This window comes from Ensifer sp. ZNC0028 (assembly GCF_000799055.1).
Lineage (GTDB): Bacteria > Pseudomonadota > Alphaproteobacteria > Rhizobiales > Rhizobiaceae > Ensifer.
In genome coordinates, this window is sequence record NZ_JTLA01000009.1 from 117025 (window position 1) to 142148 (window position 25124).

26 protein-coding genes are annotated in these 25124 nt (G+C 63.0%); 9 read left to right on the top strand and 17 right to left on the bottom strand.

Annotated features, from left to right (window positions below; all coding sequences use genetic code 11):
* Positions 1-48 precede the first annotated feature (48 nt).
* From L981_RS02790 to L981_RS02810, 5 genes are read right to left on the bottom strand one after another with little or no spacing between them, the layout of a single operon-like run.
* On the bottom strand, positions 49-1239 hold the full coding sequence (locus L981_RS02790) for a glycosyltransferase (RefSeq protein WP_052201544.1): 1191 nt from the start codon (positions 1237-1239) through the stop codon (positions 49-51).
* 2 nt (positions 1240-1241) lie between these two features.
* Positions 1242-2486 (bottom strand): O-antigen ligase, encoded by a 1245-nt coding sequence (locus L981_RS02795; protein WP_043611458.1) that lies wholly within the window; start codon positions 2484-2486, stop codon positions 1242-1244.
* Complete coding sequence (locus L981_RS02800) at positions 2483-4045, bottom strand: undecaprenyl-phosphate glucose phosphotransferase (protein WP_043611459.1); 1563 nt, start codon at positions 4043-4045, stop codon at positions 2483-2485. Before L981_RS02800 ends, L981_RS02795 begins: the two co-directional genes overlap by 4 nt.
* A 59-nt stretch (positions 4046-4104) precedes the next feature.
* Positions 4105-5277, bottom strand: a complete 1173-nt coding sequence (locus tag L981_RS02805; protein ID WP_043611460.1) for a glycosyltransferase family 4 protein — start codon at positions 5275-5277, stop codon at positions 4105-4107.
* Between the two features lie 5 nt (positions 5278-5282).
* Positions 5283-5858, bottom strand: coding sequence for a polysaccharide biosynthesis/export family protein (locus tag L981_RS02810; RefSeq protein ID WP_034804249.1), 576 nt, complete (start codon positions 5856-5858; stop codon positions 5283-5285).
* A 203-nt stretch (positions 5859-6061) separates the two neighbouring features.
* On the opposite strand from L981_RS02810, the gene L981_RS02815 reads away from it, so the two are divergent.
* On the top strand, positions 6062-8245 hold the full coding sequence (locus tag L981_RS02815) for an exopolysaccharide transport family protein (protein WP_043611461.1): 2184 nt from the start codon (positions 6062-6064) through the stop codon (positions 8243-8245).
* 54 nt (positions 8246-8299) lie between these two features.
* On the opposite strand, the gene L981_RS02820 is transcribed toward L981_RS02815, so the two are convergent.
* The 3 genes from L981_RS02820 to L981_RS02830 all read right to left on the bottom strand — a co-directional run bounded on the left by L981_RS02820 (position 8300) and on the right by L981_RS02830 (position 10671).
* Positions 8300-9544, bottom strand: coding sequence for a GNAT family N-acetyltransferase (locus tag L981_RS02820; RefSeq protein WP_052201545.1), 1245 nt, complete (start codon positions 9542-9544; stop codon positions 8300-8302).
* A 140-nt stretch (positions 9545-9684) separates the two neighbouring features.
* Complete coding sequence (locus L981_RS02825) at positions 9685-10425, bottom strand: metallophosphoesterase (RefSeq protein WP_043611462.1); 741 nt, start codon at positions 10423-10425, stop codon at positions 9685-9687.
* Positions 10426-10458: 33 nt separating this feature from the next.
* Positions 10459-10671 (bottom strand): DUF2842 domain-containing protein, encoded by a 213-nt coding sequence (locus L981_RS02830; RefSeq protein ID WP_043611500.1) that lies wholly within the window; start codon positions 10669-10671, stop codon positions 10459-10461.
* 173 nt (positions 10672-10844) lie between these two features.
* On the opposite strand from L981_RS02830, the gene L981_RS02835 reads away from it, so the two are divergent.
* A complete protein-coding gene (locus tag L981_RS02835; protein ID WP_043611463.1) occupies positions 10845-11948 on the top strand; it encodes a COX15/CtaA family protein in 1104 nt (367 codons plus the stop codon).
* A 77-nt stretch (positions 11949-12025) separates the two neighbouring features.
* Here the strand turns inward: L981_RS02835 and argC are convergent, their stop codons facing one another.
* The 3 genes from argC to L981_RS02850 all read right to left on the bottom strand — a co-directional run bounded on the left by argC (position 12026) and on the right by L981_RS02850 (position 14989).
* Positions 12026-12958: an N-acetyl-gamma-glutamyl-phosphate reductase gene (argC, locus tag L981_RS02840; RefSeq protein ID WP_043611464.1), complete on the bottom strand. Its 933-nt coding sequence runs from the start codon at positions 12956-12958 to the stop codon at positions 12026-12028.
* 150 nt (positions 12959-13108) lie between these two features.
* Positions 13109-14071, bottom strand: coding sequence for an agmatinase (speB, locus tag L981_RS02845; RefSeq protein ID WP_043611465.1), 963 nt, complete (start codon positions 14069-14071; stop codon positions 13109-13111).
* Between the two features lie 126 nt (positions 14072-14197).
* A complete protein-coding gene (locus L981_RS02850; RefSeq protein WP_043611466.1) occupies positions 14198-14989 on the bottom strand; it encodes a phenylalanine 4-monooxygenase in 792 nt (263 codons plus the stop codon).
* 113 nt (positions 14990-15102) lie between these two features.
* Here L981_RS02850 and L981_RS02855 point away from each other — a divergent pair, with 113 nt between their 5' ends.
* Positions 15103-15576 (top strand): Lrp/AsnC family transcriptional regulator, encoded by a 474-nt coding sequence (locus L981_RS02855; RefSeq protein ID WP_052201546.1) that lies wholly within the window; start codon positions 15103-15105, stop codon positions 15574-15576.
* Positions 15577-15612: 36 nt separating this feature from the next.
* On the opposite strand, the gene L981_RS02860 is transcribed toward L981_RS02855, so the two are convergent.
* The 4 genes from L981_RS02860 to L981_RS02875 form a co-directional block, all read right to left on the bottom strand.
* A complete protein-coding gene (locus L981_RS02860; RefSeq protein WP_043611467.1) occupies positions 15613-15951 on the bottom strand; it encodes an antibiotic biosynthesis monooxygenase in 339 nt (112 codons plus the stop codon).
* 102 nt (positions 15952-16053) lie between these two features.
* The gene (gene rpsI / locus L981_RS02865; RefSeq protein ID WP_043611468.1) at positions 16054-16521 is read right to left on the bottom strand and encodes a 30S ribosomal protein S9; all 468 of its coding nucleotides are present in this window, start codon (positions 16519-16521) and stop codon (positions 16054-16056) included.
* Positions 16522-16523: 2 nt separating this feature from the next.
* Positions 16524-16988, bottom strand: coding sequence for a 50S ribosomal protein L13 (gene rplM / locus L981_RS02870; RefSeq protein ID WP_043611469.1), 465 nt, complete (start codon positions 16986-16988; stop codon positions 16524-16526).
* 223 nt (positions 16989-17211) lie between these two features.
* Complete coding sequence (locus L981_RS02875; RefSeq protein WP_043611470.1) at positions 17212-17643, bottom strand: PaaI family thioesterase; 432 nt, start codon at positions 17641-17643, stop codon at positions 17212-17214.
* 168 nt (positions 17644-17811) lie between these two features.
* Here L981_RS02875 and L981_RS02880 point away from each other — a divergent pair, with 168 nt between their 5' ends.
* Positions 17812-18633, top strand: coding sequence for an enoyl-CoA hydratase (locus L981_RS02880; protein WP_043611502.1), 822 nt, complete (start codon positions 17812-17814; stop codon positions 18631-18633).
* A gap of 3 nt (positions 18634-18636) precedes the next feature.
* On the opposite strand, the gene L981_RS02885 is transcribed toward L981_RS02880, so the two are convergent.
* Positions 18637-19473 (bottom strand): DMT family transporter, encoded by an 837-nt coding sequence (locus L981_RS02885; protein WP_043611503.1) that lies wholly within the window; start codon positions 19471-19473, stop codon positions 18637-18639.
* 186 nt (positions 19474-19659) lie between these two features.
* Here L981_RS02885 and L981_RS02890 point away from each other — a divergent pair, with 186 nt between their 5' ends.
* From L981_RS02890 to L981_RS02900, 3 genes are all read left to right on the top strand, one after another.
* The gene (locus tag L981_RS02890) at positions 19660-20088 is read left to right on the top strand and encodes a CoA-binding protein (RefSeq protein WP_043611471.1); all 429 of its coding nucleotides are present in this window, start codon (positions 19660-19662) and stop codon (positions 20086-20088) included.
* Between the two features lie 203 nt (positions 20089-20291).
* The gene (locus tag L981_RS02895; RefSeq protein WP_043611472.1) at positions 20292-21575 is read left to right on the top strand and encodes an O-acetylhomoserine aminocarboxypropyltransferase; all 1284 of its coding nucleotides are present in this window, start codon (positions 20292-20294) and stop codon (positions 21573-21575) included.
* Between the two features lie 50 nt (positions 21576-21625).
* A complete protein-coding gene (locus L981_RS02900) occupies positions 21626-21970 on the top strand; it encodes a cupin domain-containing protein (RefSeq protein WP_043611473.1) in 345 nt (114 codons plus the stop codon).
* Positions 21971-22009: 39 nt separating this feature from the next.
* Here the strand turns inward: L981_RS02900 and L981_RS02905 are convergent, their stop codons facing one another.
* Positions 22010-23248 (bottom strand): cytochrome P450, encoded by a 1239-nt coding sequence (locus L981_RS02905; protein WP_043611474.1) that lies wholly within the window; start codon positions 23246-23248, stop codon positions 22010-22012.
* A gap of 198 nt (positions 23249-23446) precedes the next feature.
* Here L981_RS02905 and L981_RS02910 point away from each other — a divergent pair, with 198 nt between their 5' ends.
* Together L981_RS02910 and L981_RS02915 are read left to right on the top strand one after the other, a co-directional pair.
* Positions 23447-24094, top strand: coding sequence for a VOC family protein (locus L981_RS02910; protein ID WP_043611475.1), 648 nt, complete (start codon positions 23447-23449; stop codon positions 24092-24094).
* A 160-nt stretch (positions 24095-24254) separates the two neighbouring features.
* Positions 24255-25112 carry an endonuclease/exonuclease/phosphatase family protein gene (locus L981_RS02915; RefSeq protein WP_043611476.1) on the top strand — a complete coding sequence of 286 codons (858 nt, stop codon included), beginning with the start codon at positions 24255-24257 and terminating at the stop codon, positions 25110-25112.
* Positions 25113-25124: the final 12 nt, after the last annotated feature.

A 25124-nucleotide genomic window follows, 5' to 3' on the forward strand; every position in this document is an offset into this window, starting at 1 on the left:
TTTGCTTTCTGTAGGCGCGCTGCGGCAATCACGCCGCCGCTGTCCGTTCTAGGTGACTGGCTGAGGGGCGGCCTTCTGCAGTTTTGAAGCCGCGTTCCGGTAAAGGGCCTCCGTGCGGTCGAGCATGACGGCAAGCGTAAAGCGGTCCTTCAGGCTTACCGCGCTGGCCGACAGGGCCTTGAAGGTTTCGGGCTCCGCGGCACTGATCATGCTCTTGGCGAGTGCTGATGTGTCGTCGCTATTGGGAAGGATATAACCGTTCCGCCCGTCCTCGATCACCGTGCGCGCGCCACCGATATCGGTGGCGATGATCGCCTTGCCGGCCGCAGCCCCTTCAAGCATCACATAGGACATCGCCTCGTAGCGGCTCGGCATCACCAGGAGGTCGAAGGCCGGCACGGCCTGCGGGCCTGTGAAGGCGGAGGTCAGATGCATCCGGTTCTGAAGCCCGCTTTCGGCAATCGCCTTGCGAAGACTGCCCTCGAGCTCGCCACTGCCGACCATGACCAGGTGGCTGTTTCTGACCGAGGCGGCCACACTCTTGAAAGCGGCGATCAGCCGTTCCGGCGCCTTCTGGGCGGACAATCGTCCAACGAAGCCGAAAACGAAAGCGTCCGGCGCGATGCCGAAGCTGGCGCGCAGCGTCTGCGCCAATTCGCCCGAGGGTGGTGCCACGCCATTGACGATCACCGACATGCGCTTCTCCGGCATGTGCAGGGACAGCGCGTGATGGAACTCGTCGTCGGAGACGCAGATCAGGTGATCGGTAAAGAAGCGGGCCAGCGCCCATTCGATCGTGCCATAGATCAGCCGTCCGCCGCGGCCGAGCGTCGGGTCGAGCGTGCGAAAGGCGTGTGGCGTGTAGATGCGCGGCACATGAGAACCGGGCAGCCGCAGGCGCGTCAGCGCACCGGCCTTGGAACTGTGGCCATGGACGATGTCGAAACCGTTGTTCTGGATGATGCGCCGGAGTTCGAGAAAGCAGCCGACGTCAGACGGCCCGGGCGCGCGTCTCATCAGGACGGCGTGTACCGCCGGCAGGCCGATTGCCTTCAGTTCACGAACGAAACCTTCCTCGGCGCGCACCGGCGAATAGACGGCCTCTACGTGATGCCCGCGCTTGTGCATGCCGCGGCAGAGGTCGAGGAAGTGCCGGCCCGAGCCGCCGCCGCTCGGCTCCAGCACTTCTAGGAGCTTGAGGGAAGGGGCCGGCGACCGGCGCGGAACCACATGTTCCATGGTCAGGAGCTCCGGCCGGCGCGCGCGTGCCGGCGATGGCGATATTCAAGGGCGGCGCAACCCCAAATGATTCCGATGAGCAGGTAGAAGTGGCGCCAATGGTCCGTGTCGATGACATTGCCCACCCCGACATGGCCGAGGACGGCGACCCAGGCGATCATCAGATAGGTCTGCCAGGGGCGGTTGAGTAGCAGAAAGCGGAAGCCGAGCGAGAGCGTCCAGATGATCAGCGTCACGTAGCTGATGAATCCGAGCCAGCCGTAGGAGGTCAGCGACTTCAGCCAGACGTTGTGCTCGTCTTCCGGGAAGATCGTGCTGAAGACCATGGGGCCGATGCCGAGCGGCTTTTCCATCGACATCAGGAATCCGAGCCTGTGGCGGTCGAAGCGCCCGAGGTGGCCGCCGTCATAATCCTGCACCAGCTGCGAGCGGCTGGAAAAGAGCGTTGCGACCTGCTCGGACTGCAGCGCGACGAGGAGGGCGCCGACGATCATGATTCCGCCGACCAGCGCAAGCACCAGGATACGCAGGCGAAAGAGGCCGTTTCGCTCTTTCAGCAGCATCACGAAGACGAAGGCGACGACGCAGAATAGGTTGAGGGCCCAGGCTGCGCGGGAAAATGAAAGGAAGACGCCGAGTGCCAGCACCAGCAGCGCGGCGATCTTGAGCGGCGCCTTCTGGATGGGCTGCGTGAGGATGCCGTGGATGAGGTACATGGCCGGCACCGAGAGGAACGGGCCAAAGACGTTGGGGTCCTGGAATGCGCCCTTGGCGCGGCCATAGAGCGTGAAGTTTTCCGCACCCGGCACGGCGCCGAAATAGCCGAGGATGCCGAGCAGTGCCGTGATGATGGCCGCCGCCGTCCAGGCATTGAAGATCAGCCGCAGCCGCTCGTGGCGGTCCTCGATGATGGCTGCGAAGAAGACCGAGGAGAGCGCGAGGAAGCCGGAGACCGCCATGTACATCGGCCCCTTTGTCAGGTCGGTCATGACCGTCAGGGACAGCATGCCGCCGACCATGAAAAGGGTTAGAAGCGTCAGCAGCGGGGCGACGCTGCGCGAGATCTTGAGGCCCACAAGGGCCCAAAGGCCGATGAGCGCCACCAGGAACAGCTCATAGGGCGCCGGCTCGAAAATGACGAAGCCGGAGAGAAACACGGCAAAGGCGACGAGCCCGGAGCCGAGCAGCGAGAGCGCCGCAAGCTGGGGACGAGCGATCGGGAGCCGGCCTGTATCGACGGTGCTCAATAGGCGTTCTCGGTGTTGAGCAGCCTGAACGGCGTCAGGAACAGGATCTTGAGGTCGAAGAGCAGCGACCAGTTCTCGATGTAGTGCAGGTCGAAGGCGGTGCGCAGGCGGATCTTGTCGTCATTGTCGATCTCGCCACGCCAGCCGTTGATCTGCGCCCAGCCGGTGACGCCGGGCTTGACGCGGTGGCGGGCGAAGTAGCCTTCGACAACGTCGGAATAGGTGCGGTTCTGGGTCTGGGCGAGCACGGCGTGCGGCCGCGGCCCGACGAGCGACAGCTCACCCTTCAGCACGTTGAAGATCTGCGGCAGTTCGTCGATCGAGGACTTGCGGATGAAGCGGCCGACGGGGGTGACGCGCGGATCGCCCTTGGTCACCGCGTTGCGGGCCGTCGGGTCGCTCATATGCGTATACATCGAACGGAACTTGTAGACCTCGATGGTCTCGTTGTTGAAGCCGTGCCGCTTCTGCTTGAAGATGATCGGGCCGGGGGAGGTTGCTTTGACCGCAATCGCCGCGCCGAGCATGATCGGCCACAGAAGCACCAGGGCGACGACGCTGAAGAAGATGTCGAAGCCGCGCTTGGCAACCGAGTCCCAATCGGCGATCGGCTTGTCGAAGATGTCGAGCATCGGCACGTCGCCGACATGGGAATAGCTGCGCGGGCGGAAGCGCAGGTTGTTGGCGTGGGCGGCGAGCCGGATGTCGACCGGCAGGATCCAGAGCTTCTTCAAAAGCTGGAGAATGCGCTTTTCCGCCGTCAGCGGCAGCGAGATGATCAGCATGTCGATGCGGGCCAGGCGGGCGAATTCCACGAGTTCGTCGACTGTTCCGAGTTTCGGGTAGCCGGCGATCACGTTGGGCGAGCGGCGCTCGTCGCGGTCGTCGAAAATGCCGCAGATGCGGATGTCGTTGTCGGGTTGGTCCTCGAGCGTGCGGATCAGGTCCTTGGCCGGCTGGCCGCCACCGACGACGACGGCGCGGCGCTCCATCGTGCCGTTTCGGGCCCAATGGCGGATGGAATAGGCGATGAAGGCGCGCTCGGCGATCAGAAAGATTGCGCCGCCGATGAACCAGCCGCCGAACCAGACACGTGAATACTGATGGCCGGATTTGAGGAAGAACAGCGCGATGGCGATGCCGCCGAATGCGATGGCCCAGGAGGCGAGGATGCGCGGCATCACCCGCAGCCAGGCGCGCAGCGCCGGGATCTGGTAGGTGTCGGCGATCTGCATGGCAGCGACCGCCAGGGCGGAGCCGCCAAAGAGGATTGCCAGATAGAGCGGCAGCTGCTCGAAGCCCGGCTGGACATAAAGCGCGTTAATGGCATAGCCGATCGCAAAGAGCGCGCTGAACTCGAACAGGCGCATCAGCCCCATGATCATCGCTGGCGAATAGGTATCGGCGCTGAACTGCTCGGCGATCTGCCGCGCCAGCGGATTGAGATCCGTGGTCGTCGTTTCGTCCGGCATTTCGCCAGGCGCGCGGGCGCGGATTTCCGAAATCTTCTTGCGAAGCGCTTCGGGATCGAACGAACCCGGGCGGTCAAACTTGTTCATGGCTGTCTTCCGGCGCTGAAGTCCCTCAGCCGGGATAGCAGAAAGCCACTAAGAAACGCTTACGTTGTGGGCAACACGCTATCGGCGGGCGGCTGGTAACGGCACAATTCCCGATAGAGGCTTAACATATCCGCCGACATTACCGAAGCTGCAAATTGCGACTTGAACGTGCTCGGGTCGGGCATCACACGTGCCGCCCAGTCTTTCTCTGTGATTGCGCGGGCCATGATGTCGGCAAGCGACCGGGCATTGGCAGGTTCGGCAAGCGCGGTGCTGTCGCGTCCGAGAATTTCCGGGATGCCGCCGACACGGCTGGCGATAACAGGCTTTCGCGCGGCCAGCGCCTCAAGCACGATATAGGGCATGGATTCGGCGCGCGAGGGAACGACGATGTTGCGCGTCAGCGCAAAGGCCTCGCGCGTCTTCATCGCCGGCTGCATGCGGATACGGCGGCCGAGACCCTGCTGCAGCACCAGGTCGCTGTATTCCTGCTGCTGCGGGCCGTCGCCGATCATCAGCGCTGACAGCGGCCGGCCGACAAGCCGTTCGGTCTGGGCGAAAGCCTCCACAAACAGATCGGGACCCTTCAGGTCCCGCATCATGCCGATATAGAGAAAATCGACCGCATCCGGCTGGGGCGGGACGACCTCGAATTCCCGGTCGTCGATGCCATTGTAGATCAGCTCGTTGCGCTCGCGCGGTGCACCGACCTTTGCGAAATAGGTCTGCCGCTCGAAGTCGCAGACGAAGACGAGGGCGTCGGTGATCCGCTGCTGGATCCGCTCGGCCGGGAAGACCAAGCGCCCGGTCAGAGAGCCTGGACGGTAGTGCAGGCTGCCGCCATGTGGCGAATAGAGGCGGGCTACGCGATACTTGTTGACCCGCAGGGCTGAACCGATGAGCCGGGCAATGACGCCGCCTTTGGCGCCGTGCCCATGCAACACATCCGGTCGCAAACTTCTGATTTCCTTGTAGCCGCGCCACAACGCGGCAAAATCCGACGGCCCGACCGAGCGATGGATCGGCATCCGGATGAGGCCGAGCGCCAGATAGGGGCGAATTTCGTCGAACAGCCGATCCTCGTGACTGCCGCCTGTCGTGCTGTCGCAGAGGATCCCGACCTCATGGCCGGCCTTGGCATGCGCCTCGGCCAGGTCGCGCACGTGGCGAAATATCCCGCCGACAGGCGACCTGAAGCAGTGGATGATGCGCAAGGGCCGCTCTTGTTGCATCGAGATCAGAACAGGCGTTCGCGAACATAGATCGTGTCGCCGGCAAGAACAGCGTCGGTGATCGGGACCCGGCCGGTGATGATGCGGCCATTGATCTTGCGTGTGATGTCGGCGTTCGACTGGTTGGCGCGCGGCGAGAAGCCGCCGGCAACCGCGATCGCGTTCTGCACGGTCATCCCCGGAACATAAGCATACTGGCCGGCCTGACCGACTTCGCCCATGATGAAGACGGAACGGTAGCGATCGACCTCGATCGTGACGTCTGGATCACGCAGATAGCCTTGCTTCAGCTTGGCGGCGATCATGCCTTCGAGTTCGGGCAGGGTTCTGCCGCGCGAGGCGACCGTGCCGATCAGGGGGAAGGCGACGTAGCCGGCCTGATCGACCGTGTAGGTGCCGCTGAGGCCGGCCTGTTCGAAAACGTTGATGCGCAGGCGGTCGCCGCTGTCGAGCCGATAGGGCTGGATCGTGGCTTCGCTGAAGGCTTTGGGTGCGGGCTGGTAGCTCGTGCAGCCGCCGAGCAACATCGACAGCGCTGCCGCCGTGATCGCGAGACCCGTCTTGATAGCTGCAGTGGACATGCGGTTCATAGGCTCCGGAAACGACCAGCTTTTGTGACGTTATCGATCCGTTAGGGTTAATAGCAGGTAAACTCGCGGTAGAATTTTCGCGGAGACCTGGCGATGCCGCCCGGCCTTTACCATCCGCAGGTTGATCGCATTAACCCTTGCGTTACCATGTTCCTTTACGGTCCGGCGAGATTTGAAAGTTCGGAGCGACGAGCATGTCGGGAAGCGGCAGCGCACAGCAGGATGTGGATATCGACCTCGGCGGCCTGTTTCGCGCCGTCTGGGATCGGCGCGTCAAGGTTTTGCTCGCCACCGTCGCTGTGGCGGCGCTTGCTTTTGGCGCAGCAAAGATGATCGCGCCGGATTACCAGAGCGAAACCCGCGTGCTGATCGAATCGCGCGAGCCGGAGTTCAGCGGCCCCAACCAGGCTTCCCAGGCGGGCGCCGACCGCGTCTTCGACGAATCCGGCATTCTCAGCCAGGTGCAGGTGCTCAAGTCGGCCGACCTCATCAAGCAGGTCGCCCGTAACATGAAGCTTTACGAACTCAAGGAGTTCGATCCGTCGTCGGCGCCCTCTGCGCTTTCTGATCTTCTCGTCATGCTCGGCCTGAAGAAGAATCCGCTTGAGATGCCGCCCGAGGAGAGGGTGCTCAAGGAATTCTCCGACAAGCTCCAGGTCTACCAGGTGGAGAAGTCGCGCGTGATCGCGATCGCCTTCACCTCGAAGGACCGCCAGCTTGCGGCCGCCGTGCCCAACGAGATGGCGAAGGTCTTCCTGGCGCTCCAGAGCGGCGCAAAACTCGATACCAATTCCGAGGCGACACGCTGGCTCGAACCCGAGATCGCCAATCTGCGCGAGAAGGTGCGCGACGCCGAAGCGAAGGTTGCGGCCTATCGCGCCTCGTCCGATCTGCTGCCGACCGGTGAAACCACCAACTTCGCGACACGGCAGCTTACGGATATTTCGTCGGAACTGGCGCGGGTGCGTGGCGAGCGCGCCAATGCGGAAGCGCGTGCCGCCGGCGTACGCTCGGCGCTGGCAAGCGGCCGCGCGCCGGACACCATTGCCGATGTCGTCGGTTCGCAGATGATCCAGCGGCTGAAGGAGACGGAAGCGAACCTGCAGGCGCAAGTGGCGGACCTCTCGACCACCCTGCTTGACGGTCACCCGCGTCTGAAGGCGCTGAAGTCGCAGCTCGAAGGTATCCGCGGCCAGATCAGCACCGAGACCCGCAAGATCCTGACGAGCCTCGAAAACGAGGCGAAGGTCGGCGAACTGCGCGAACAGCAACTCGGGCAGCAGTTGAATGCGCTGAAGGCACAGTCGGCGCAGGCCGGCGAAGAAGAGGTGGGGCTGCGCGCGCTCGAGCGCGAAGCGACCGCGCAGCGGCAATTGCTGGAGACCTATCTCGCGCGCTATCGCGAGGCGACATCGCGCACCGTCGAGAATGCGACGCCGGCCGATGCACGCGTCATTTCGAGTGCCGTGGTTCCGACCGGCGCGAGCTTCCCGAAAGTACTGCCGATCACCATCGTTGCAGCGCTTGCAACGTTCCTCCTGACCTGCATTGGCATCATGCTCGGCGAGCTTTTCAGCGGGCGAGCCTTGCGGCCGGTTTCAGCTACGGGCGAACGGGCACCGGTCCGGCCCCGTCCGGCGCTTGCCGCAAGCGTTGCCGATTTGCCGCCGACCCAGATGGCTGAGGCATCCCCCGTCATTTCGTCCGCAACTGATGACGCAGCCGACTTGCTGCCTGCGGCGGAGCTTTCGCTTGCCCCGGACACGGAGGAGGAGGCCGCCGAGGCGGATTTCTCGATCGAAGCCGTCGCCGAGCATCTGCGTGCCACCAATGTGCGCGTTGCGATTTCGGTTTCGCCCGGCGGAGACGAGGGCTCCACCGCGACCGTGATGCTCGCCCGGTTGCTCGCCGAAGAAGAATTGAAAGTCGTGCTGATCGACCTGACGGGCTCTGCCTGCCCGACACGGCTGATGGCGCGCTCGCAGCAGCTTCCGGGGATCACCAATCTCCTGGCGGGGGAGGTGCCCTTCACGGACACGATCCACGCCGACCGCTTTTCCGACGCGCACATCATCCCCCAGGGCGATGCCGATCCGCGCCAGGCGATGCGTGGCATCGACCGGCTGAAGATGATCATCGACGCCTTGACCAACGCCTATGATCTCGTCCTGCTCGAATGCGGCCCTGCCGATGAAATGGCTGTCGAGAAGATCGCCGGTCGCGATGGCGCCGAAATCATCCTGTCGGCACCGTCGGTGAGCGACGAACGGATCGTCGAGGTACTGACCGGCTTCGGCGCGGCGGGCTACCGCGACATCGTGCTGATGACCGGCCAGGTGCAATCGGACCCCGAATATCCGGATCGCGACGCGGCGTAATGGCGGCGCGGGCCTCTGCCGCAAAGCGCAGGGACCGTGCTCTAGGGTGGATGATCAGTCGGCACTGTTGTCGAAGGTCTTGCCTTGCCTGCGCCGTCGCGTGCGCTGAATGCGGCCATAGACGGCCTTGTTCGCCTTGATCGCCCTTTTTGCCCTCACGACGAGGTAGTGCCGCAGGCCCGCGAGCCGGCCAGCGAGCGTCACCGGCAGCACGATATCGCGCAACGGCGTCTCGATCGTGCACCAGGAGCGCTTGTAGGGCTGGTCACCGACGCCGAAGTCGAACAGGCGCACGCCTTCGCCCGATAGGCGCTCGATCATGCGGTAGAACAGCAATTCACCCGGGCTGGCGTCGCCGGCAATCGCTTCGTCGATCGACCCGAACTGGCAGATCACGTGATCCGCCTTGCGCGACAGTCCGGCGACGGCGACGATCCGGCCATCATTTTCGCCGCGCAGGCGTATGGCATTGAGTTCCATGAGCTGAACGTCGTCGTCCACGCGGGCGGCGAGCGCATGGAAAAACGTCTGCGTTTCCGGATCCTGGAAGACATCGGGAAAGCCGAGCGTGGCAAAGCGCGTCGCCTTCTGCCGAAAGAATGTGTCGAGCAGGGCTTGGGCCTCGTCGCTCGTGCGGGCGACCACATAGTCGTAGCCGCCCATTTCAGCCAGCCGCCGTTCGGAAATGCGCATCTTCTTGCGCCGCCGCTTGGCGTTGAGCTGGGCTAGTGTGGGCTGAATGCCACCGAGAAGGGGAAGCTGGAACGACGGGTTGGGATTGGTAACGCCCGAAAACAGGGCAAAGGGGCTGGGGTCGCCGCGCCAGTCGTTCGGCAGGCGATCGAGCATGACGATGTCGGCCAGGCCGCGCAGTGCGTCGCAGATGGCGCGGGCAAGCGCCTCGGCAAGCGCGGGCGTGGTGATGATGGCCGCGGCGTTGTGGGCAAACAGCCCGGTGTTGAGGTTGCTGTGCTCGGTTCCAATCAGCTTTGCCGTTCGAAACAGGCGTCCGCGCGCCACTTCCAGCGGCAGGATGAGCAGGAGCTCGCCATCGAACGTAATCCGTAGGAGAGCCAGGTCGCTGGCGTGGGTCGCAGCCCAGGCGCGGCACCAATGATAGGCATGGTGCAGCGAGTTCCCGGGAAGGGTGTCGAGCATGCGCCACTCGGTTTCGAGTGTCTCCAGGTCGCGGTGAAGCGAGATTTCGAAGCGGCCGGTGGCATCGGTCGGATCTGCACGCAAGGACGCATGCGCGCGGCGGTCGCCGGAGCCGTCCATGGTGAGTTCCGAGTTCGTCATCGCAGGTGCCGTCCGGTCCTTGTTGCGGAGAGATTGAACCTCAAACCCGCTACGATCGCTTTAATTTGGGAGTGCTTATGAAGGTCGATTGGCAATAACCGGCGAACGCGGTTAGCAAAGCGTGAAACGAAATTGACGCCTCACGCGATGAAGCCGGTTGCCAACACGCTGGCCCATTCAAGGCGGTTGCGGCGGGCCGCAAGTTGCGACATCGCCGTCCAGTCGTAGGTCACGCTGCGAAAGGTCGCGTCCCATTCCGTCCCCGACTGCTCGATGATGGCGTAGCGCGCGTGCGGGGATCCGGCCTCGACCTTGTGGGCCACGGGCCGACTGTCGGTGTAGCCGGGGCAGCCGACGCTGCCGGGGTTGACGACCAGGCGTCCGTCGGAGAGGCGGACGACGCGAGGAATGTGGGTGTGACCGCACAGGATGACCGGATAGTCGATCCCGACAGCTTCGGCCTCGATAGCCGAACGCGCGGCCCTGTGAACCGTACCGTCCGCCGTCAGGGCTTCGAGCCAGTAGGTCTCATCGTCGGTCGGGGTCGCATGGCAGAGGAAGAACGTTTGCCTGTGGACGTGTGCGACGGGCAGGGTGGCCAACCACTCGCGGTGCTCCGGCTTCAATTCATCGAACGCCGCGCGATCGGAGAGCCCCATGTCGCGCGGATCGACCGTCAACAGGTAACGGTCGTGATTGCCACGGATCGAGGGGATCGCCCGTTTCATCAGGATGTCGGCCGTGCGCGCGGCATTGAGGGGACCGCTCAGATGATCGCCAAGATTGACGATATCGGTGATCCCTTGTGCATTGATGTCGGCGAGCACCGCTTCGAGCGCAAGATCGTTGCCGTGGATGTCCGCGATAACCGCAAGTCGCATGGGCGTCCTCCCGAATGGCTACCGGATCGAGGATCAACGATCCCGAGCGGGCTTTTCCATCCATTTGATGATCAGCATGGCCGGCAAGATCCAGAGCAGGCCGGTGAAGAAGAAATAGGCCAGGTGCACGTACCAGGGAGCAGCGCCAAGCAGCAGCGAGGCGAATGTAACGGCGGCAAGCGCATAGACGACGACGAGGATGATGATCAGGATCGTGCCGATCAGCTTTCTGAGGCGTACGGGCATTTCATATCTTTCACAGGGGCAAATGCGCGCGGAGCGGCCGCGACCGCATGCCGCAAAGGTTTCGGCCTTGTTTTGCATGCCGCTCTGGTGCAAATCAACGGCTTTCCGAAAGGTGCGACCGTTGATCCGTCCGGTTGCGCCGCCGACAACCCTGCGACACCAGAGGGAACATGATGGCCGGCGTCGAAATGGCGACTGAACAAATGCTTCGAAACGAGATCGGCAGGACCGACCGCAACCGCCGGCAGATCCGCGGCTGGCTGGCGGTCGTGCTGTTCACCCTCTTTGCCCTGGTGCTCGTCGGCGGCGCGACGCGACTTACCGAATCGGGCCTCTCCATCACCGAATGGAAGCCGATCCATGGCGTGATCCCGCCGCTGACGGTGGCCGAGTGGGAAGAGGAGTTCCAGCTCTACCAGCGCATTCCGCAGTATCAGCAGATGAACAGCGGCATGACGGTCGACGAGTTCAAGACGATCTTCTGGTGGGAATGGGCACACCGCCTGCTCGCGCGCACGATCGGCCTGATCTTCGCGCTGCCGCTTGCCTATTTCTGGTTCACCGGAAAGGTCGAGCGCAAACTGCGCATGCCGCTGCTCGGGATCCTTGCGCTTGGCGGTTTTCAAGGTTTCATCGGCTGGTGGATGGTTTCCTCGGGCCTGGTGGAGCGCACGGAAGTGAGCCAGTACCGGCTGGCGACGCATCTCGTCATCGCCTGTCTGATCTTTGCCGCCTGCATGTGGATCTTCCGCGGGCTCAGTCGGCATTCGAATGAAGCGGCGCCCACCGACCGCTCGCGCAAGATGGCCATGATCATCGCCATCTTCAGTCTGTTCCAGATCTATCTCGGCGCGCTCGTCGCCGGTCTCGATGCCGGCTTCAGCTACAACACGTGGCCGCTGATGGACGGCGCGATCATCCCGCAAGACCTGTTCCTGCAGCAGCCCTGGTGGATCAACCTGTTCGAGAACCCGAAGACGGTGCAGTTCGTCCACCGCATTGGCGCCTATGTGCTCTTTGCCTTCGCACTGATGCATATGATTGCCTCGCTGCGCGCAGCACCCGAAACGACCCATGCGCGCCGTGCCGTGCTCCTGTTCCTGCTCGTCTCGGTGCAGGCGGTGATCGGCGTCACTACGCTGGTGCTGCAGGTGCCGGTCGGCTGGGGCGTGGCGCACCAGGGTGGCGCGCTTGTGGTGCTTGGCTTTGCCATCGCCCACTGGCGCGGTTTCTACGGCGAGTACCCGCGGCCGACGGCGATCGAATTGCGCGACTGACGCCCGGCGAAATCCGGAAAAAGAAAGACCCCGGCGAGCGGCTCGCCGGGGTCTTTTGTTTTTCAGCCGATTGCCGATCAGGCCGACAGCATCAGGTCCATGTTCTGGACCGCCGCGCCCGAGGCGCCCTTGCCGAGATTGTCGAGCAGGGCGACGAGGTTCACATGGTTGCCGCCAGGGGTGCCGAAGACGAAGAGCTTCATCGTGTCCTTGCCGGCAAGCTCGGTGGCGTCGATGCGGGCGAGCTTTTCGCTCTCCTGGAGCGGCACGACCTCCACAATCGACTGGTCGGCATAATGCGCGACGATCGCAGCGTGGATCGTCTCGAGTGTCGTACCGGCGGCGAGGTCCTCGAGATAGAGCGGCACCTGGACGATCATGCCCTGTGCGAACTTGCCGACGGAGGGTGCAAAGACCGGTGCGCGGTCGAGCAGGCCGTGCATCTTCATCTCGGGCACGTGCTTGTGCTTGAGCGTCAGGCCGTAGAGGAAGTGCGGTGCGCTGATGTGGTCGGCATTGGTCTCGTCTTCCATCTGCGCGATCATCTGCTTGCCGCCGCCGGTGTAACCGGAAACCGCATTGACCGTCACCGGATAGCCGTCGGGCAGGATGCCGGCCTGGCGCAGCGGGCGGATCACGCCGATCGCGCCGGTCGGATAGCAGCCGGGATTGGCGACGCAAAGGGCGCTGCGGATCTTCTCCGGCTGCGCCTTGTCCATTTCGGCAAAGCCATAGGCCCAGTCGGGTGCAATCCGGTGCGCGGTCGAGGTGTCGATGATGCGGACCTTGTTGTTGCCCGAGACCATCGAAACCGCCTCGCGCGAGGCGTCGTCCGGCAGGCAGAGGATGGCGATGTCTGCTTCGTTCAGAAGATCTTCGCGCATCGCGGCGTTGCGTCGTTCCGCTTCCGGAATGGAAAGCAGTTCGAGATCGCTACGGCCGGCCATGCGCGTGCGGATCTGCAAGCCCGTGGTGCCGTGTTCGCCATCGATGAAGATCTTCGGTTTCATGATTTTCCCGTTCTGCCAGACAGTTAGAAGCCGTTCCGGAATCACTCTGGCATAGAATTGAATCAGTTTCTCAACAGGCCGGCGGAGCGCCGCCAACCCCACCTTTTCTATATAAGCAGCCGCCCTCCATCGCAACGGCAACGGTCGTCTTCAGCGAAGCGGCGCGCGCTCGGCAAGCTTCTCTGCATGCAGCCCCAGCATATACATCGCGACGGTCGCGCCGGCGATCGCCGTGATGTCGGCATGGTCGTAGGCTGGCGCCACTTCGACCACGTCGCTGCCGACCACCGTCAGCGCGCCGAGCTTGCGCAGGACGGACAGGATCTTGGCGCTCGACGGGCCGCCGGCGACCGGGGTACCGGTGCCGGGCGCATAGGCCGGGTCGAGGCAGTCGATATCGAAGGTGAGATAGGCCTTGCGCTCGCCGACCTGCCTTATGATCGTCTCGGCGATGTCGCCGGCACTCATTTCTTCGACGTCGTAGCCATAGAGAATGCGGATGCCGCAATCCTCGGGCGCGTGCGTGCGGATGCCGATCTGGATCGAGGCGTCCGTGTCGATCAGCCCTTCGCGCGCCGCACGGCCGACAAAGGAGCCATGGTCGATGCGACCGCGCTCGTCCGACCAGGTATCCTGGTGGGCGTCGAACTGGACGAGGGCGAGGGGACCGTGCAGCGCCGCCTGCGCCTTCAGGATGGGATAGGTGACGAAGTGGTCGCCGCCGAGCGTCTGCAGATAAGCGCCGCTCCTGATGATCTTGGCCGCTTCGCGTTCGATCGTTGCCGGCGTCTTCGAATGGTTGCCGTAGTCGAGCAGGCAGTCGCCATAGTCGACCGTTGCCATCTCCGCGAAGAGATCGCGGTCGAACGGGTATTGCGGGTCGTTGTCGAAGATTGCCGAGGCGCGGCGGATCGCCTGCGGCCCGAAGCGGGCGCCGGGACGGTTGGACGTGGCGGCGTCGAAGGGAATCCCCCAGACGACGGCATCGACGCCCTTCAACTGCTTCGAATATTTGCGGCGCATGAAGGAGAGAATGCCGGCATGGGTCGGATCGGACGCCGCCGATGTCAGTGAGCGCGCCGTCAGCGCATGATCGATTGTCCTGTTCGCCATATCCCGCCTCTGCCTCGGAGCCGGACAGCGCGCATCCTCTGCGCGCATCCGCTCAAACCTGTGGTGGCGGAAGGTTGGACAATCGTTGCCGGCAAGGCAAGGCCCTGCCGGCCGTTTCTTCGGCGATTACGAGGCCTTGGCTTCGTAGGTCGGGGCGAAGTCGCCAAGCGCCTTGGCTTCGGTGATGCGCGCGGCGATATCCTCTTCAATGATCGTCTCGAGCTGGGCGAAACTGTCGATCACGTAATAGATCGGCTGGACGATATCGATGCGATAGGGCGTGCGCAGCACGGTCATCAGATCGAAGGGCCGAAACTCGACACCTGGGGTTCCCATCGCATTGCGTGTCTCGTTGGGCGAAGACACGATGCCCGCGCCATAGCAGCGGCGACCCTTCGGCGTGTTGATCAGGCCGAACTCGACGGTGAACCAGAAGATCCGGAACATATGCCAGGAATAGCCCTTGCCGAGCGAAACCGCCTTATCGCCGAAGCGGCGCACGAAGTTGGCGTAGCTCTGGTTGGTGAGCAGCGGGCAGTGGCCGAAGACCTCGTGGAAGATGTCGGGCTCTTCGATGTAATCGATATGCTCGCGGCGGCGAATGAAGGTCGCCAGCGGAAACTTGCCCTGAGACAGCAGTTCGTAGAAGCGGGACGGCGGAATGAGGGCAGGTACCCCTTCGACGCCGAAGCCGGTGGTTTCCGCGAGGCGCCGGTTCACGTCCTTCAACTGCGGCACGTGATCAGGGCCGAGATCGAGCGTCTTTGCGCCTTCCAGATATTCGTCGCAGGCCTTGTCGGCGAGCAGCGTCATCTGCCGCTGATAGAGCTCGCCCCAGATCGCATCTTCTTCCGGGGTGTACAGATAAGTGCCGTCCGGTTCCGGCAGTTTGGCTGTGTAGCTGCTTTCCTTCGTCATGACGTCTCCTCATTCGTCAGATGAACTCTCCTGTTGCAATTGTATCGCGGATGGAGCGAGTATTTGTTCCACAGTTGCCAGGTGGAGGCCTGATGGCGGGAGGAAAATTCGAAATGCCGTCCGATGTGAAAGAAAGTCTTCAGCCCGTTCGAAAGCTGCTGCGGCTGATTCAGGCCGATAGCGGCCAGTCTCTCTCCGATCTCGCCGAAAAAGCCGGCATGTCGCAAAGCTCGGCCTGGCGACGGCTGCAGGAACTGGAGACGGATGGCGTCATCCGCAAGCGCGTCGCGCTGCTCGATGCGGCAAAGCTCGATCTGAAACTCTGCATCATCGCCCATGTGACGCTCGAAGATCACCACGATGAGGCGATTGCCGCCTTCTCCGCCGTCGTGCGCGAGCGGCCGGAGATCATGGAGTGCTACGCTTTATCCGGAACGTTCGACTATATGCTGAAGATCCGCGCCAATGACGTCGAAAGCTACGATGCCTTCATGACGCGCTACCTGATGCGCAATCCGCATGTGCGCACGGTGGTGTCGAGTTTCGTCCTGCGCGAACTCAAGTCGACGACGGAGCTGCCGATTTAAGCCGGTCGCCAGTGGTGCCCTTATCTCGCGGGAGAACTACGAGCGCTCGAATCCGTATTGGCGTTCGATCTTGCCGACGCGCACCTGGTAATCCTCGTACCAGCGCTCGCGGCCGAGCCGCTGGGCCGTCAGGTGGCGGACATTGTTTTTCCAGGCCGCGATGCTTTCTTCATCGGCCCAGTAGGAATTGGTGAGGCCGAAGCCGTCGGCGCCGCGAACGCTTTCCAGGCCGAGAAAACCCGGCTGCTCGCGTGCAAGCCGCTCCATTTCGTCTCCCATGTTGTCATAGCCGTGATCACCGGCCGTGCGCCGCGAGGCGAAGGTGACGATGTAATAGGGCGGCTCTGGGGTCTTGGCGACGGGAGAACGGGTCATGCGGTGCCTCAAAGGCTCGACGTTGCGGGATATGGTGCGTCGGATGATAACAAAAAAAGGCGGAGCAAAGCCCCGCCTTTCCAAGTGTCGCAGTTGAAGCGATTAACGCTTCGAGAACTGGAACGAACGACGTGCCTTCGCACGGCCGTACTTCTTACGCTCGACCACGCGGCTGTCGCGGGTGAGGAAGCCACCACGCTTCAGGACAGAGCGCAGGCCCGGTTCGAAGTAGGTGAGTGCCTTGGAGATGCCGTGACGAACGGCACCGGCCTGGCCGGAAAGACCACCGCCAGCAACGGTCGCGTCGATGTCGAACTGGCCGTCACGGGCAGCTGCGACGATCGGCTGCTGCAGGATCATCTGCAGAACCGGACGGGCGAAGTAAGCCGCGTAGGGCTTGCCGTTGATGGTGATCTTGCCGGTGCCCGGCTTGACCCAGACGCGGGCGACAGCGTCTTTACGCTTGCCGGTCGCGTAGGAGCGACCCTGGGCGTCGACCTTCTTGACGTGAACCGGAGCAGCCGGTTCCGCGGTCGTGGCGATGTCCTTGAGAGCGGAAAGGTCAGCCATTATCAGGCGCTCCTTGTGTTCTTGCTGTTCAGCTTGGCGACGTCGAGGACGGTCGGCTGCTGTGCTTCATGCGGGTGGTTGGCGCCTGCGTATACGCGCAGGTTCTTCATCTGGCGACGGCCGAGCGGGCCGCGCGGAACCATGCGCTCGACGGCCTTCTCGAGGACGCGCTCCGGGAAGCGGCCTTCGATGATCTGGCGCGCAGTGCGCTCCTTGATGCCGCCGGGGTAGCCGGTGTGCCAGTAGTACTTCTTGTCGGTGTACTTCTTGCCCGTCAGAACTGCCTTCTCGGCGTTGATGACGATGACGTTGTCGCCGTCGTCAACATGCGGGGTGAAGGTAGCTTTGTGCTTGCCGCGCAGGCGGTTCGCGATGAGGGAAGCGAGGCGACCAACAACGAGGCCTTCGGCGTCGATGATGATCCACTTCTTCTCCACCTCTGCAGGCTTCTGAACGAAGGTTGCCATATCAAAATCTTTCTTTGGACCCGAGCGGCGAACCGCTGGGCGTTTCTTGTTGCTTGGTTTTGCCCAGTTTCCCGGGCAAAAGAGAAAGCGGCCCGTAAGGACCGCGATCTGCGGCAGCTTATACGCAAGTGCGAAACAAGCGTCAAGAACGCGAAATCTGCGCTACGGAAATAAAATCAAGTAAAAACAATATGTTGCAAGTGAGGTATTTTGATACCACAAATTATCGCGGCGGAATCGAATAGGTCGCCGTGGCGTGCGCGACGAGGTCGTCGTCGCCAACCTTGACGATCGATGCGTCGAGAACGGCAAGCCGCTTGCCGAGTTTGAGGATCCGGCAGGTGCATTCGAGCGGTTCCGGCTCGGGCTTGCGCAGGAAGTTGATGTTGAGATTGGTGGTGACGGCAAGCGCAACCGGCCCGATATGGGCGATCAGCGCGATATAGGCGGAAACATCGGCGAGCGCGAACAGGGTAGGGCCGGATACGGTTCCGCCCGGCCGGATATGCCGTTCGTTCGGATCGAGCCGCATGGTGGCAAAGCCCGGACCGACCGCCGTGACATGGAAGACCTTGCCGTCAGTGTGGACCTGCGGGAAATCCGTGTCGAGAAACCGGTTGAGGTCGTCGACGGTCATGATCGGCTCGATGGTCATGCATTGCATCCTTCAACATGTCTGCCCGCCACCTGAAACCGACTGATGGCCCGACGCAAGGCGGAAAATGGTCGTAGGCGGAATGCGTCAGCGGGTGTGCCTGTCGGCTTGCACGGCACGCGCTGCCGGCGTACCACCAAGCCAACGTTCAAGTTCCAGGAGAAAAAGATGGCCGACGTCGTATCGTTCAAGAAGGAAGAGCCGAACGGCCTGCTGCTGAAAGAACGTTCGGGGCCTGTCTTGCGGCTGACACTCAACAACCCGCCGGCCAACGTGCTGTCGATCGCCATGATGGAGGCACTGCACGCCGAGTTCGATCTGGTCGCAACCTCCAAAGACATCAAGGTGGTCGTGCTCGCCGCGACCGGCAAGCTATTTTCCGCCGGTCACGATCTGAAGGAAATGACCGCGCACCGCGAAGACGACGATCGCGGCAGCGCCTTCTTCGAGCGGACGATACGCCTCTGCGCCGATCTCATGCTGAAAATCACACGGCTGCCGCAGGCCGTCATCGCCGAGATCGATGGTTTGGCAACGGCAGCTGGCTGCCAGCTCGTTTCCAGCTGTGACCTTGCGATCTGCACCGACAGCTCCACCTTCTGCACGCCCGGCGTCAATATCGGTCTCTTCTGTTCGACGCCGATGGTCGCGCTCACGCGTGCGGCACATCGCAAGCAGGCGATGGAAATGCTCTTGACCGGTGAGACCATCGACGCTTCGACCGCCAAGGATTTCGGTCTCGTCAACCGCATCGTACCGCAGCAGTATCTGCGCCAGGTGGTCGACAAATACGCCGCAGTCATTGCCTCGAAGTCGCCGCAGGCGCTGAAGATCGGCAAGGAGGCCTTCTATCGCCAGGCGGAGATGGACCTGCCGGAGGCTTACGACTACGCCGTCGGCGTCATGGTTGAGAACATGCTGGCGCGCGATGCCGAGGACGGCATTGGCGCGTTCCTCGGCAAGCGCATGCCGGAATGGAAGGAAGACTGACGCTCAGGCGAGCTTCAGGAGCAGGGCGCCAAGCGCGATCACACAGGCAGCCGCGATGCGCCAGACGCTGACCGGTTCTTTCAGGAACACGACCGAGATCACCACGGCAAAGAGGATCGAGGTTTCGCGGAGCGCTGCGACGGTTGCGACCGGCGCCTTGGTCATGGCCCAGAGCGCCAGGCCATAGGCGCCGATCGAGCCGGCGCCGCCGATGAGGCCCCGCCACCAGTTCTTGTAGACGTGGCGGGCGACCGGCTTGATGCCGCGCCGGGCGAAAGCCCAGGTGAACAGCAGCACCGGCGGCAGCAGCGCCATCCACAGCGTGTAGGAGATGGCGTTGCCTGAAACGCGCGCGCCGATACCGTCGACAAAGGTGTAACTTGCGATGACGCAGGCATTAAGCAGCGCAAGCACGATCGCGTTCTTGCCGCCCTTGCGCGACTCGAAGGCGAGCGTCAGCACACCGGCAGAGATCGTTAGAATACCGATCATCGTCCCGAAGGTGAGCTTTTCGCCGATCAACGCCCCACTGGTCATCGCGACGATCAACGGTGCCGCGCCGCGCATCAGCGGATAGACAAGGCCGATGTCGCCGGCGCGATAGGATGCGGCGACGAGTTGGAAATAGGCGAACTGGAACAGTGCCGAAACCAGGATGTATGGCCACGCTTCCGGTTTGGGCAACGGCATGAACGGCAGGAAGGGGATGGCGACGGCTGCGGCCCCGAGCGCGATCATTGCAGCGTCGAGCGACTTTTCCGTTCCCGCCTTGACCAACGCATTCCAGGTCGCGTGCAACAACGCCCCGAACAGGACGAGCGCAATGACTTCAACGGGCAAGATGAGACCTCGGAAAACGATGTGGCAGGCTTTGTGATGCTTGTCGCGCCGCACGGGCGCAAAAGCAACCGGAAAGTCTTGCAGAAGCGGCAATCTTTGGCGGGGAACGATCGGCCTGCACGGTTGACTTGGCCGGCCTCGCCATCATTATACGACCGTTTAACACGAACGGATCCGAAGCCGCAGATGAACCACGACGCTTACCCGGACTATTATCTCGCCGACATCCTGCGCGAGACCAAGACGATCGCCCTTGTCGGCGCTTCGCCCAATCCTGAGCGTCCGAGCCATCGGGTCATGGCGTTTCTGTTGCGCAAGGGTTACCGGGTGATCCCGATCAATCCCGGGCATGTCGGCAAGAGCATCCAGGGCCAGGCCGTGGTCGGCCGGCTTGCCGATATAAAGGAGCCGATCGACATGGTCGACGTCTTCCGCGCTGCCGACGCCTTGCCGGCGCTCGTCGATGAAATTCTCGCGCTGGAGACGCTGCCGAAGGCGATCTGGGGCCAGCTCTCCGTGCGCAACGATGCTGCTGCGGCGAAAGCGGAAGCCGCCGGCATCAAGGTGGTCATGGACCGCTGTCCGGCGATCGAGTACCCGCGTCTGATCGGCTGATCGCGGTCGGCGCATCGCCGGCGGACCACACAACCGTCAGTTCTTGAAAAATCCTCTTTGACCGCATGCGTAGGCTCTGGAATAGTGCCGCGGCTTGCGCGCTCAACCGTGCGAGCACGATAGCGGTTCACGCGTAGATTCAAGGTGATAGAGCGCCTCGGCGCGCCGGCTGGCGGCCGCGCTCTGGTCATGGGAGGGACGAAATGACGAAAGACAATCCTGGTTTCAACACGCTCGCAATTCATGCGGGGGCGCAGCCCGACCCGACCACGGGTGCACGGGCGACGCCAATCTACCAGACGACGAGCTTCGTCTTCAACGACACCGACCATGCCGCGGCGCTTTTCGGGCTCCAGCAGTTCGGCAACATCTACACCCGCATCATGAACCCGACGCAGGCAGTGCTCGAAGAGCGTATCGCCGCGCTTGAAGGCGGTACTGCGGCACTCGCCGTTGCCTCCGGCCACGCCGCACAGCTTCTCGTCTTCCACACGATCATGAGCCCGGGCGACAATTTCATCGCCGCCAACCGGCTCTATGGCGGCTCGGTCAACCAGTTCGGCCACGCCTTCAAATCCTTCGACTGGCAGGTCCGCTGGGCCGACCCCGCCGATCCGGCTTCCTTTGAAGCGAAGATCGACCGGCGCACCAAGGCGATCTTCATCGAGAGCCTCGCCAATCCCGGCGGCACCTTCGTCGATATCGCTGCCATCGCCGAGGTCGCCCGCAAGCACGAGCTGCCGCTGATCGTCGACAACACAATGGCGACGCCCTACCTGCTGCGGCCGCTGGAGCATGGTGCCGATATCGTCGTGCACTCGCTGACGAAGTTCATCGGCGGCCACGGCAACTCCATGGGCGGCGTCATCGTCGATGGCGGCACCTTCGACTGGTCGAAGTCCGGAAAATACCCGATGTTGTCTGAGCCGCGTCCGGAATATGCCGGTGTCGTGCTGCACCAGACCTTCGGCAACATCGCCTTCGCCATCGCCGCGCGTGTCCTCGGCCTGCGCGACTTCGGCCCTGCGATCTCGCCGTTCAATGCCTTCATGCTGGTCACCGGTTCCGAGACCCTGCCGCTGCGCATGCAGCGCCATTGCGACAACGCGCTTGCTGTCGCCAAGTGGTTGAAGACGCACGACAAGATTTCGTGGGTCAACTATGCCGGGCTTGAGGACGACCCCAACCACGCGCTGCAGCAGCGCTATTCGCCGAAGGGCGCCGGGGCCGTCTTCACCTTCGGCCTCAAGGGTGGCTACGAGGCGGGCAAGCGCTTCGTCGAAGGGCTGGAAATGTTCTCGCACCTCGCCAATATCGGCGACACGCGCTCGCTCGTCATTCACCCGGCCTCGACCACCCACCGCCAACTGACGCCCGAGCAGCAGGTGGCGGCCGGCGCCGGCCCCGACGTCGTGCGCCTCTCGGTCGGCATCGAGGATGTCTCCGACATCATCGCCGACCTCGAACAGGCGCTGGCCAAGCTCTGAAACTCTAGCCGAGAAGGGCGCGCCAGCGCGCCCTTCGCAAGGGTGCCAAGATGACGAATATGCAGAAGTTCGACCTGTCCACCGTCGAGGCGGAAACCGGTACACCGGCGGCCGACCGGCTCATCTCAGGCGCGCCGCAGTTCAAGACCTGGAACCTGGAGGAGGCCGAAGGTGGCCTCTATGCCGGAGTCTGGGAATCGACGCCCGGAAAATGGCGGATCGTCTATGAGGAGTGGGAGTATTTCCACATCCTCTCCGGTTATTCGATCCTCACGCAGGATGGTGGCGAAGCGGCGCATCTGCGCGCCGGCGACAGCATGATCCTGCGTCCCGGGTTCGAGGGCACCTGGGAAGTCGTGGAGACGACCCGCAAGGACTATGTCATCCGCCTTTAATCGTTGCGGCACCGGAGACCCATAGGGCTTCGGTGCTGCTCACCAGGCGAGGTCGAGGCGTTCCAGTCCGTGAAAATGGAACGCGTCCTTGACCTCGGGCTCGGTCTTTAGCCGCATGCCCGGCAGGCGCCGAAACAGGATCGGCAGCGCCAGATTAAGCTCCAGCCGGGCGAGCGGCGCGCCGATGCAGAAATGCAGGCCGGCTCCGAAGGAGACATTGGCGCCTTCGTCGCGCGTCGGTCGGAAGGCGTTCGGGTCGGTGAATTTCTTAGGGTCAACATTCGACGCTCCGAGCAGCAGGCCGACCTTGTCGCCCTTCCGCAGCGTGACGCCTTCGTCGAGTTCGATATCCGACAGCGCGTAACGCTGGAAAATATGCAGCGGTGCGGCAAAGCGCAGGCATTCCTCGACCGTCAGCGCGGTTGCCGCATCCGTCGCAAACAGGTCTTTCGCCGAAAGTCCGGATTGCAGGATCGTCTTCACAGCATTGCCGATCTGATGCACGGTCGCCTCGTGACCCGCATTGAGGAGGAGGGCGGTGGTCGAGACCAGCTCCGCGTCCGACAGCCGCTCGCCGTCCTTTTCCGAGGTGATCATGTGCGTCAGCAGGTCGTCCGCGGGGTTGCGGCGCTTCTCTGCGATGATGCCGCGCAGATAATCGGCGAAATCCGCGGAAGCCTGGTTGGCGTCGAGCTCGGTCTCGTAGCTGGGATTGAAGACATACATCCGAACCATGCGATGCGACCAGTCGAGCAGATCGGGCGCTGCCTCGACGGGAATGCCGAGCATGCGGGCGATGATCGTCACGGGAAGCGTTTCGGCAAAGCTCTTCAGCAGTTCGACCTCGCCGTCATCGGCAAAGCCGTCGATCAGGGTATGGGACAGTTGCTCGATGTCTGGCCGCAGCTGTTCGATCTGCCGCGAGACGAAGGCGCGGTTGACGAGCGTGCGCAGCCGGGTGTGTGCGGGCGGCTCGAGCTCCAGCAGCGAATGTTCTTCGAGCGCGTCGAATTCCTTCAAATGCGGTTTCGGCGCTGGTAGTCCAAGTTCGTCGCGCGTCGCCACATGCAAGATCTGCCGGCCGAAACGCCGGTCGCGCAGAAGCGCGTTCACCTGGTCGTAGCCAGCGAAATACCACTGCTGCCGTTCCTCCCAGAAGAAGGCCGGGCACTGCGCATGGATCTCGGCATAGGCTGCGAGCGGGTCACGGTAGAAGGCTGGATCGCGCGCGTCGATGGAAACGCGCCTCAGCGCGCGGTCGATGGAAATGGCAGGCATGGCAGGGGCTCTTCGCGGACTTCAATGGCCCCTATGTCTAAGGGAATCGCGGTTCGGCCGGCAAGCGTGGATGTCGCACCCGTCGGGGCGTTGACAGCACGTGCCATGGCGGCCAATCTCTCCTGGCTGCGTAGGGCGCATCGGCAGAGAGCTGAAAGGGCAACGCCCGCCTACGGAACACAGACCGTAGTTGCGCCCATGCCAAACCTTGAAAACCTGAAGAAGCAGGCGAAGCAATACCTCAGATGGCATCGCGACCAGTACTATCCGGTCGCGGCCGAGATCAGGGCTGCCTTGCCGCGCTTCCGCGATCTTGACGATCACGCCATTTTGACGGCTGAGTTCAAGCTCGCTGACGCGCAGGAACTCGTCGCGCGTCAATCGGGGTTCGAAAGCTGGCAGGCGCTCAAATCAGGAGCCCTGACAATGACCAAACAATTGAAACCCGCCACACCGCAGCCGGTGCTGCAATCGACAGCCGCACAGTTGTTCGTTGCCGATATAAGGGCCGCGTGCGACTTCTTCACCGAGAAGCTCGGCTTTGCGGTCGATTTCGTCTACGGCGATCCGCCCTTCTATGGGCAGGTGATCCGGGACAATGCTCGGCTTGCCCTGCGTCTCGTCTGCGAACCCGTCTTCGTCGGCGACATCCGACAGCGCGAGCACCTGCTTTCCGCCTCCATCGCCCTCGATACCGCCAATGACATCAAACAATTGTACCTGGCCTACCAATCGGCCGGGGTCTCTTTTCATCAAGCGTTGCGCACGGAACCCTGGGGTGCGCGTACGTTTATCGTGCTCGATCCCGACGGAAACCTGATCCTGTTTGCAGGGCCGGCCGACTGAACTGAAAAGCAGGAAGGGGGCGCCGGTAGCGTGCGTTCGCCGCCGGCGCCCGCGTCTTCCGGTGCGCCATCCGCGGGGAACAAACTTCCGCTTTCCTCCCTTTTTCTATGGCACCAGGCGACCTATTTGCGCATGATGCGGCCAGCAAGCAGGGAGCGGCATGGGAAAAAACCAGTCCAGTCTATCGGCGGGGATCGTCGCTGCGATCCGCAAGAGACGTCCCACCGTCGTTCACCGCGAAGCCGCGGTCAGCCGCGGCGATATCGTCATCGCCTCCTACAACATCCACAAATGCGTCGGCACCGACGGGCGCTTCGACCCCGGCCGCACCGCCAATGTCATCGGTGAACTCGGTGCCGATATCGTGGCGCTTCAGGAGGCTGATCAGCGCTTCGGTGAGCGCGCCGGTCTTCTCGATCTCGAGCACCTGCGCCGCGAGGCGCATCTTGTTTCGGTGCCGATTTCCGGCTTTTCGACCAAGGGGCATGGCTGGCACGGTAACGTCCTGCTGCTGCGCGAGGGCGCCGTTTCCGACGTGCGGCAGTTGAAGCTCCCTGGCGTCGAGCCGCGCGGTGCGCTGGTCGTCGATCTCGACCTGAAAGTCGGGCCGCTGCGCATCATCGCCGCCCATCTCGGCCTTCTCCGGCATTCGCGCGCCCAGCAGGCCGAGGCGATCCTCGAGGCGGCGTCCGATGCCAACGGGCGGCCGACCCTGCTCATCGGTGATCTCAACGAATGGCGGATGGGGCGGCGTTCGTCGCTGTCCTTCCTCAGCCCGGTATTCGATCCGTCCCATGCGACGGTCGCCAGTTTTCCCTCGCGCTTCCCGCTGTTACCGCTCGACCGTGTGCTCGGCAATCCGCACCATCTGGTGACGTCGGTCGCGGTGCACGACTCGCCGCTGGCGCGGATCGCCTCGGATCATCTGCCCGTAAAGGCCTCGATCGACCTGAAGGCCGTGCAGCCGGAGCCAAGAGACGGCAAGCGGGTGGAAGCGGGTCGCGCGGGGTCGGCCTGAGCGCGCGGACGA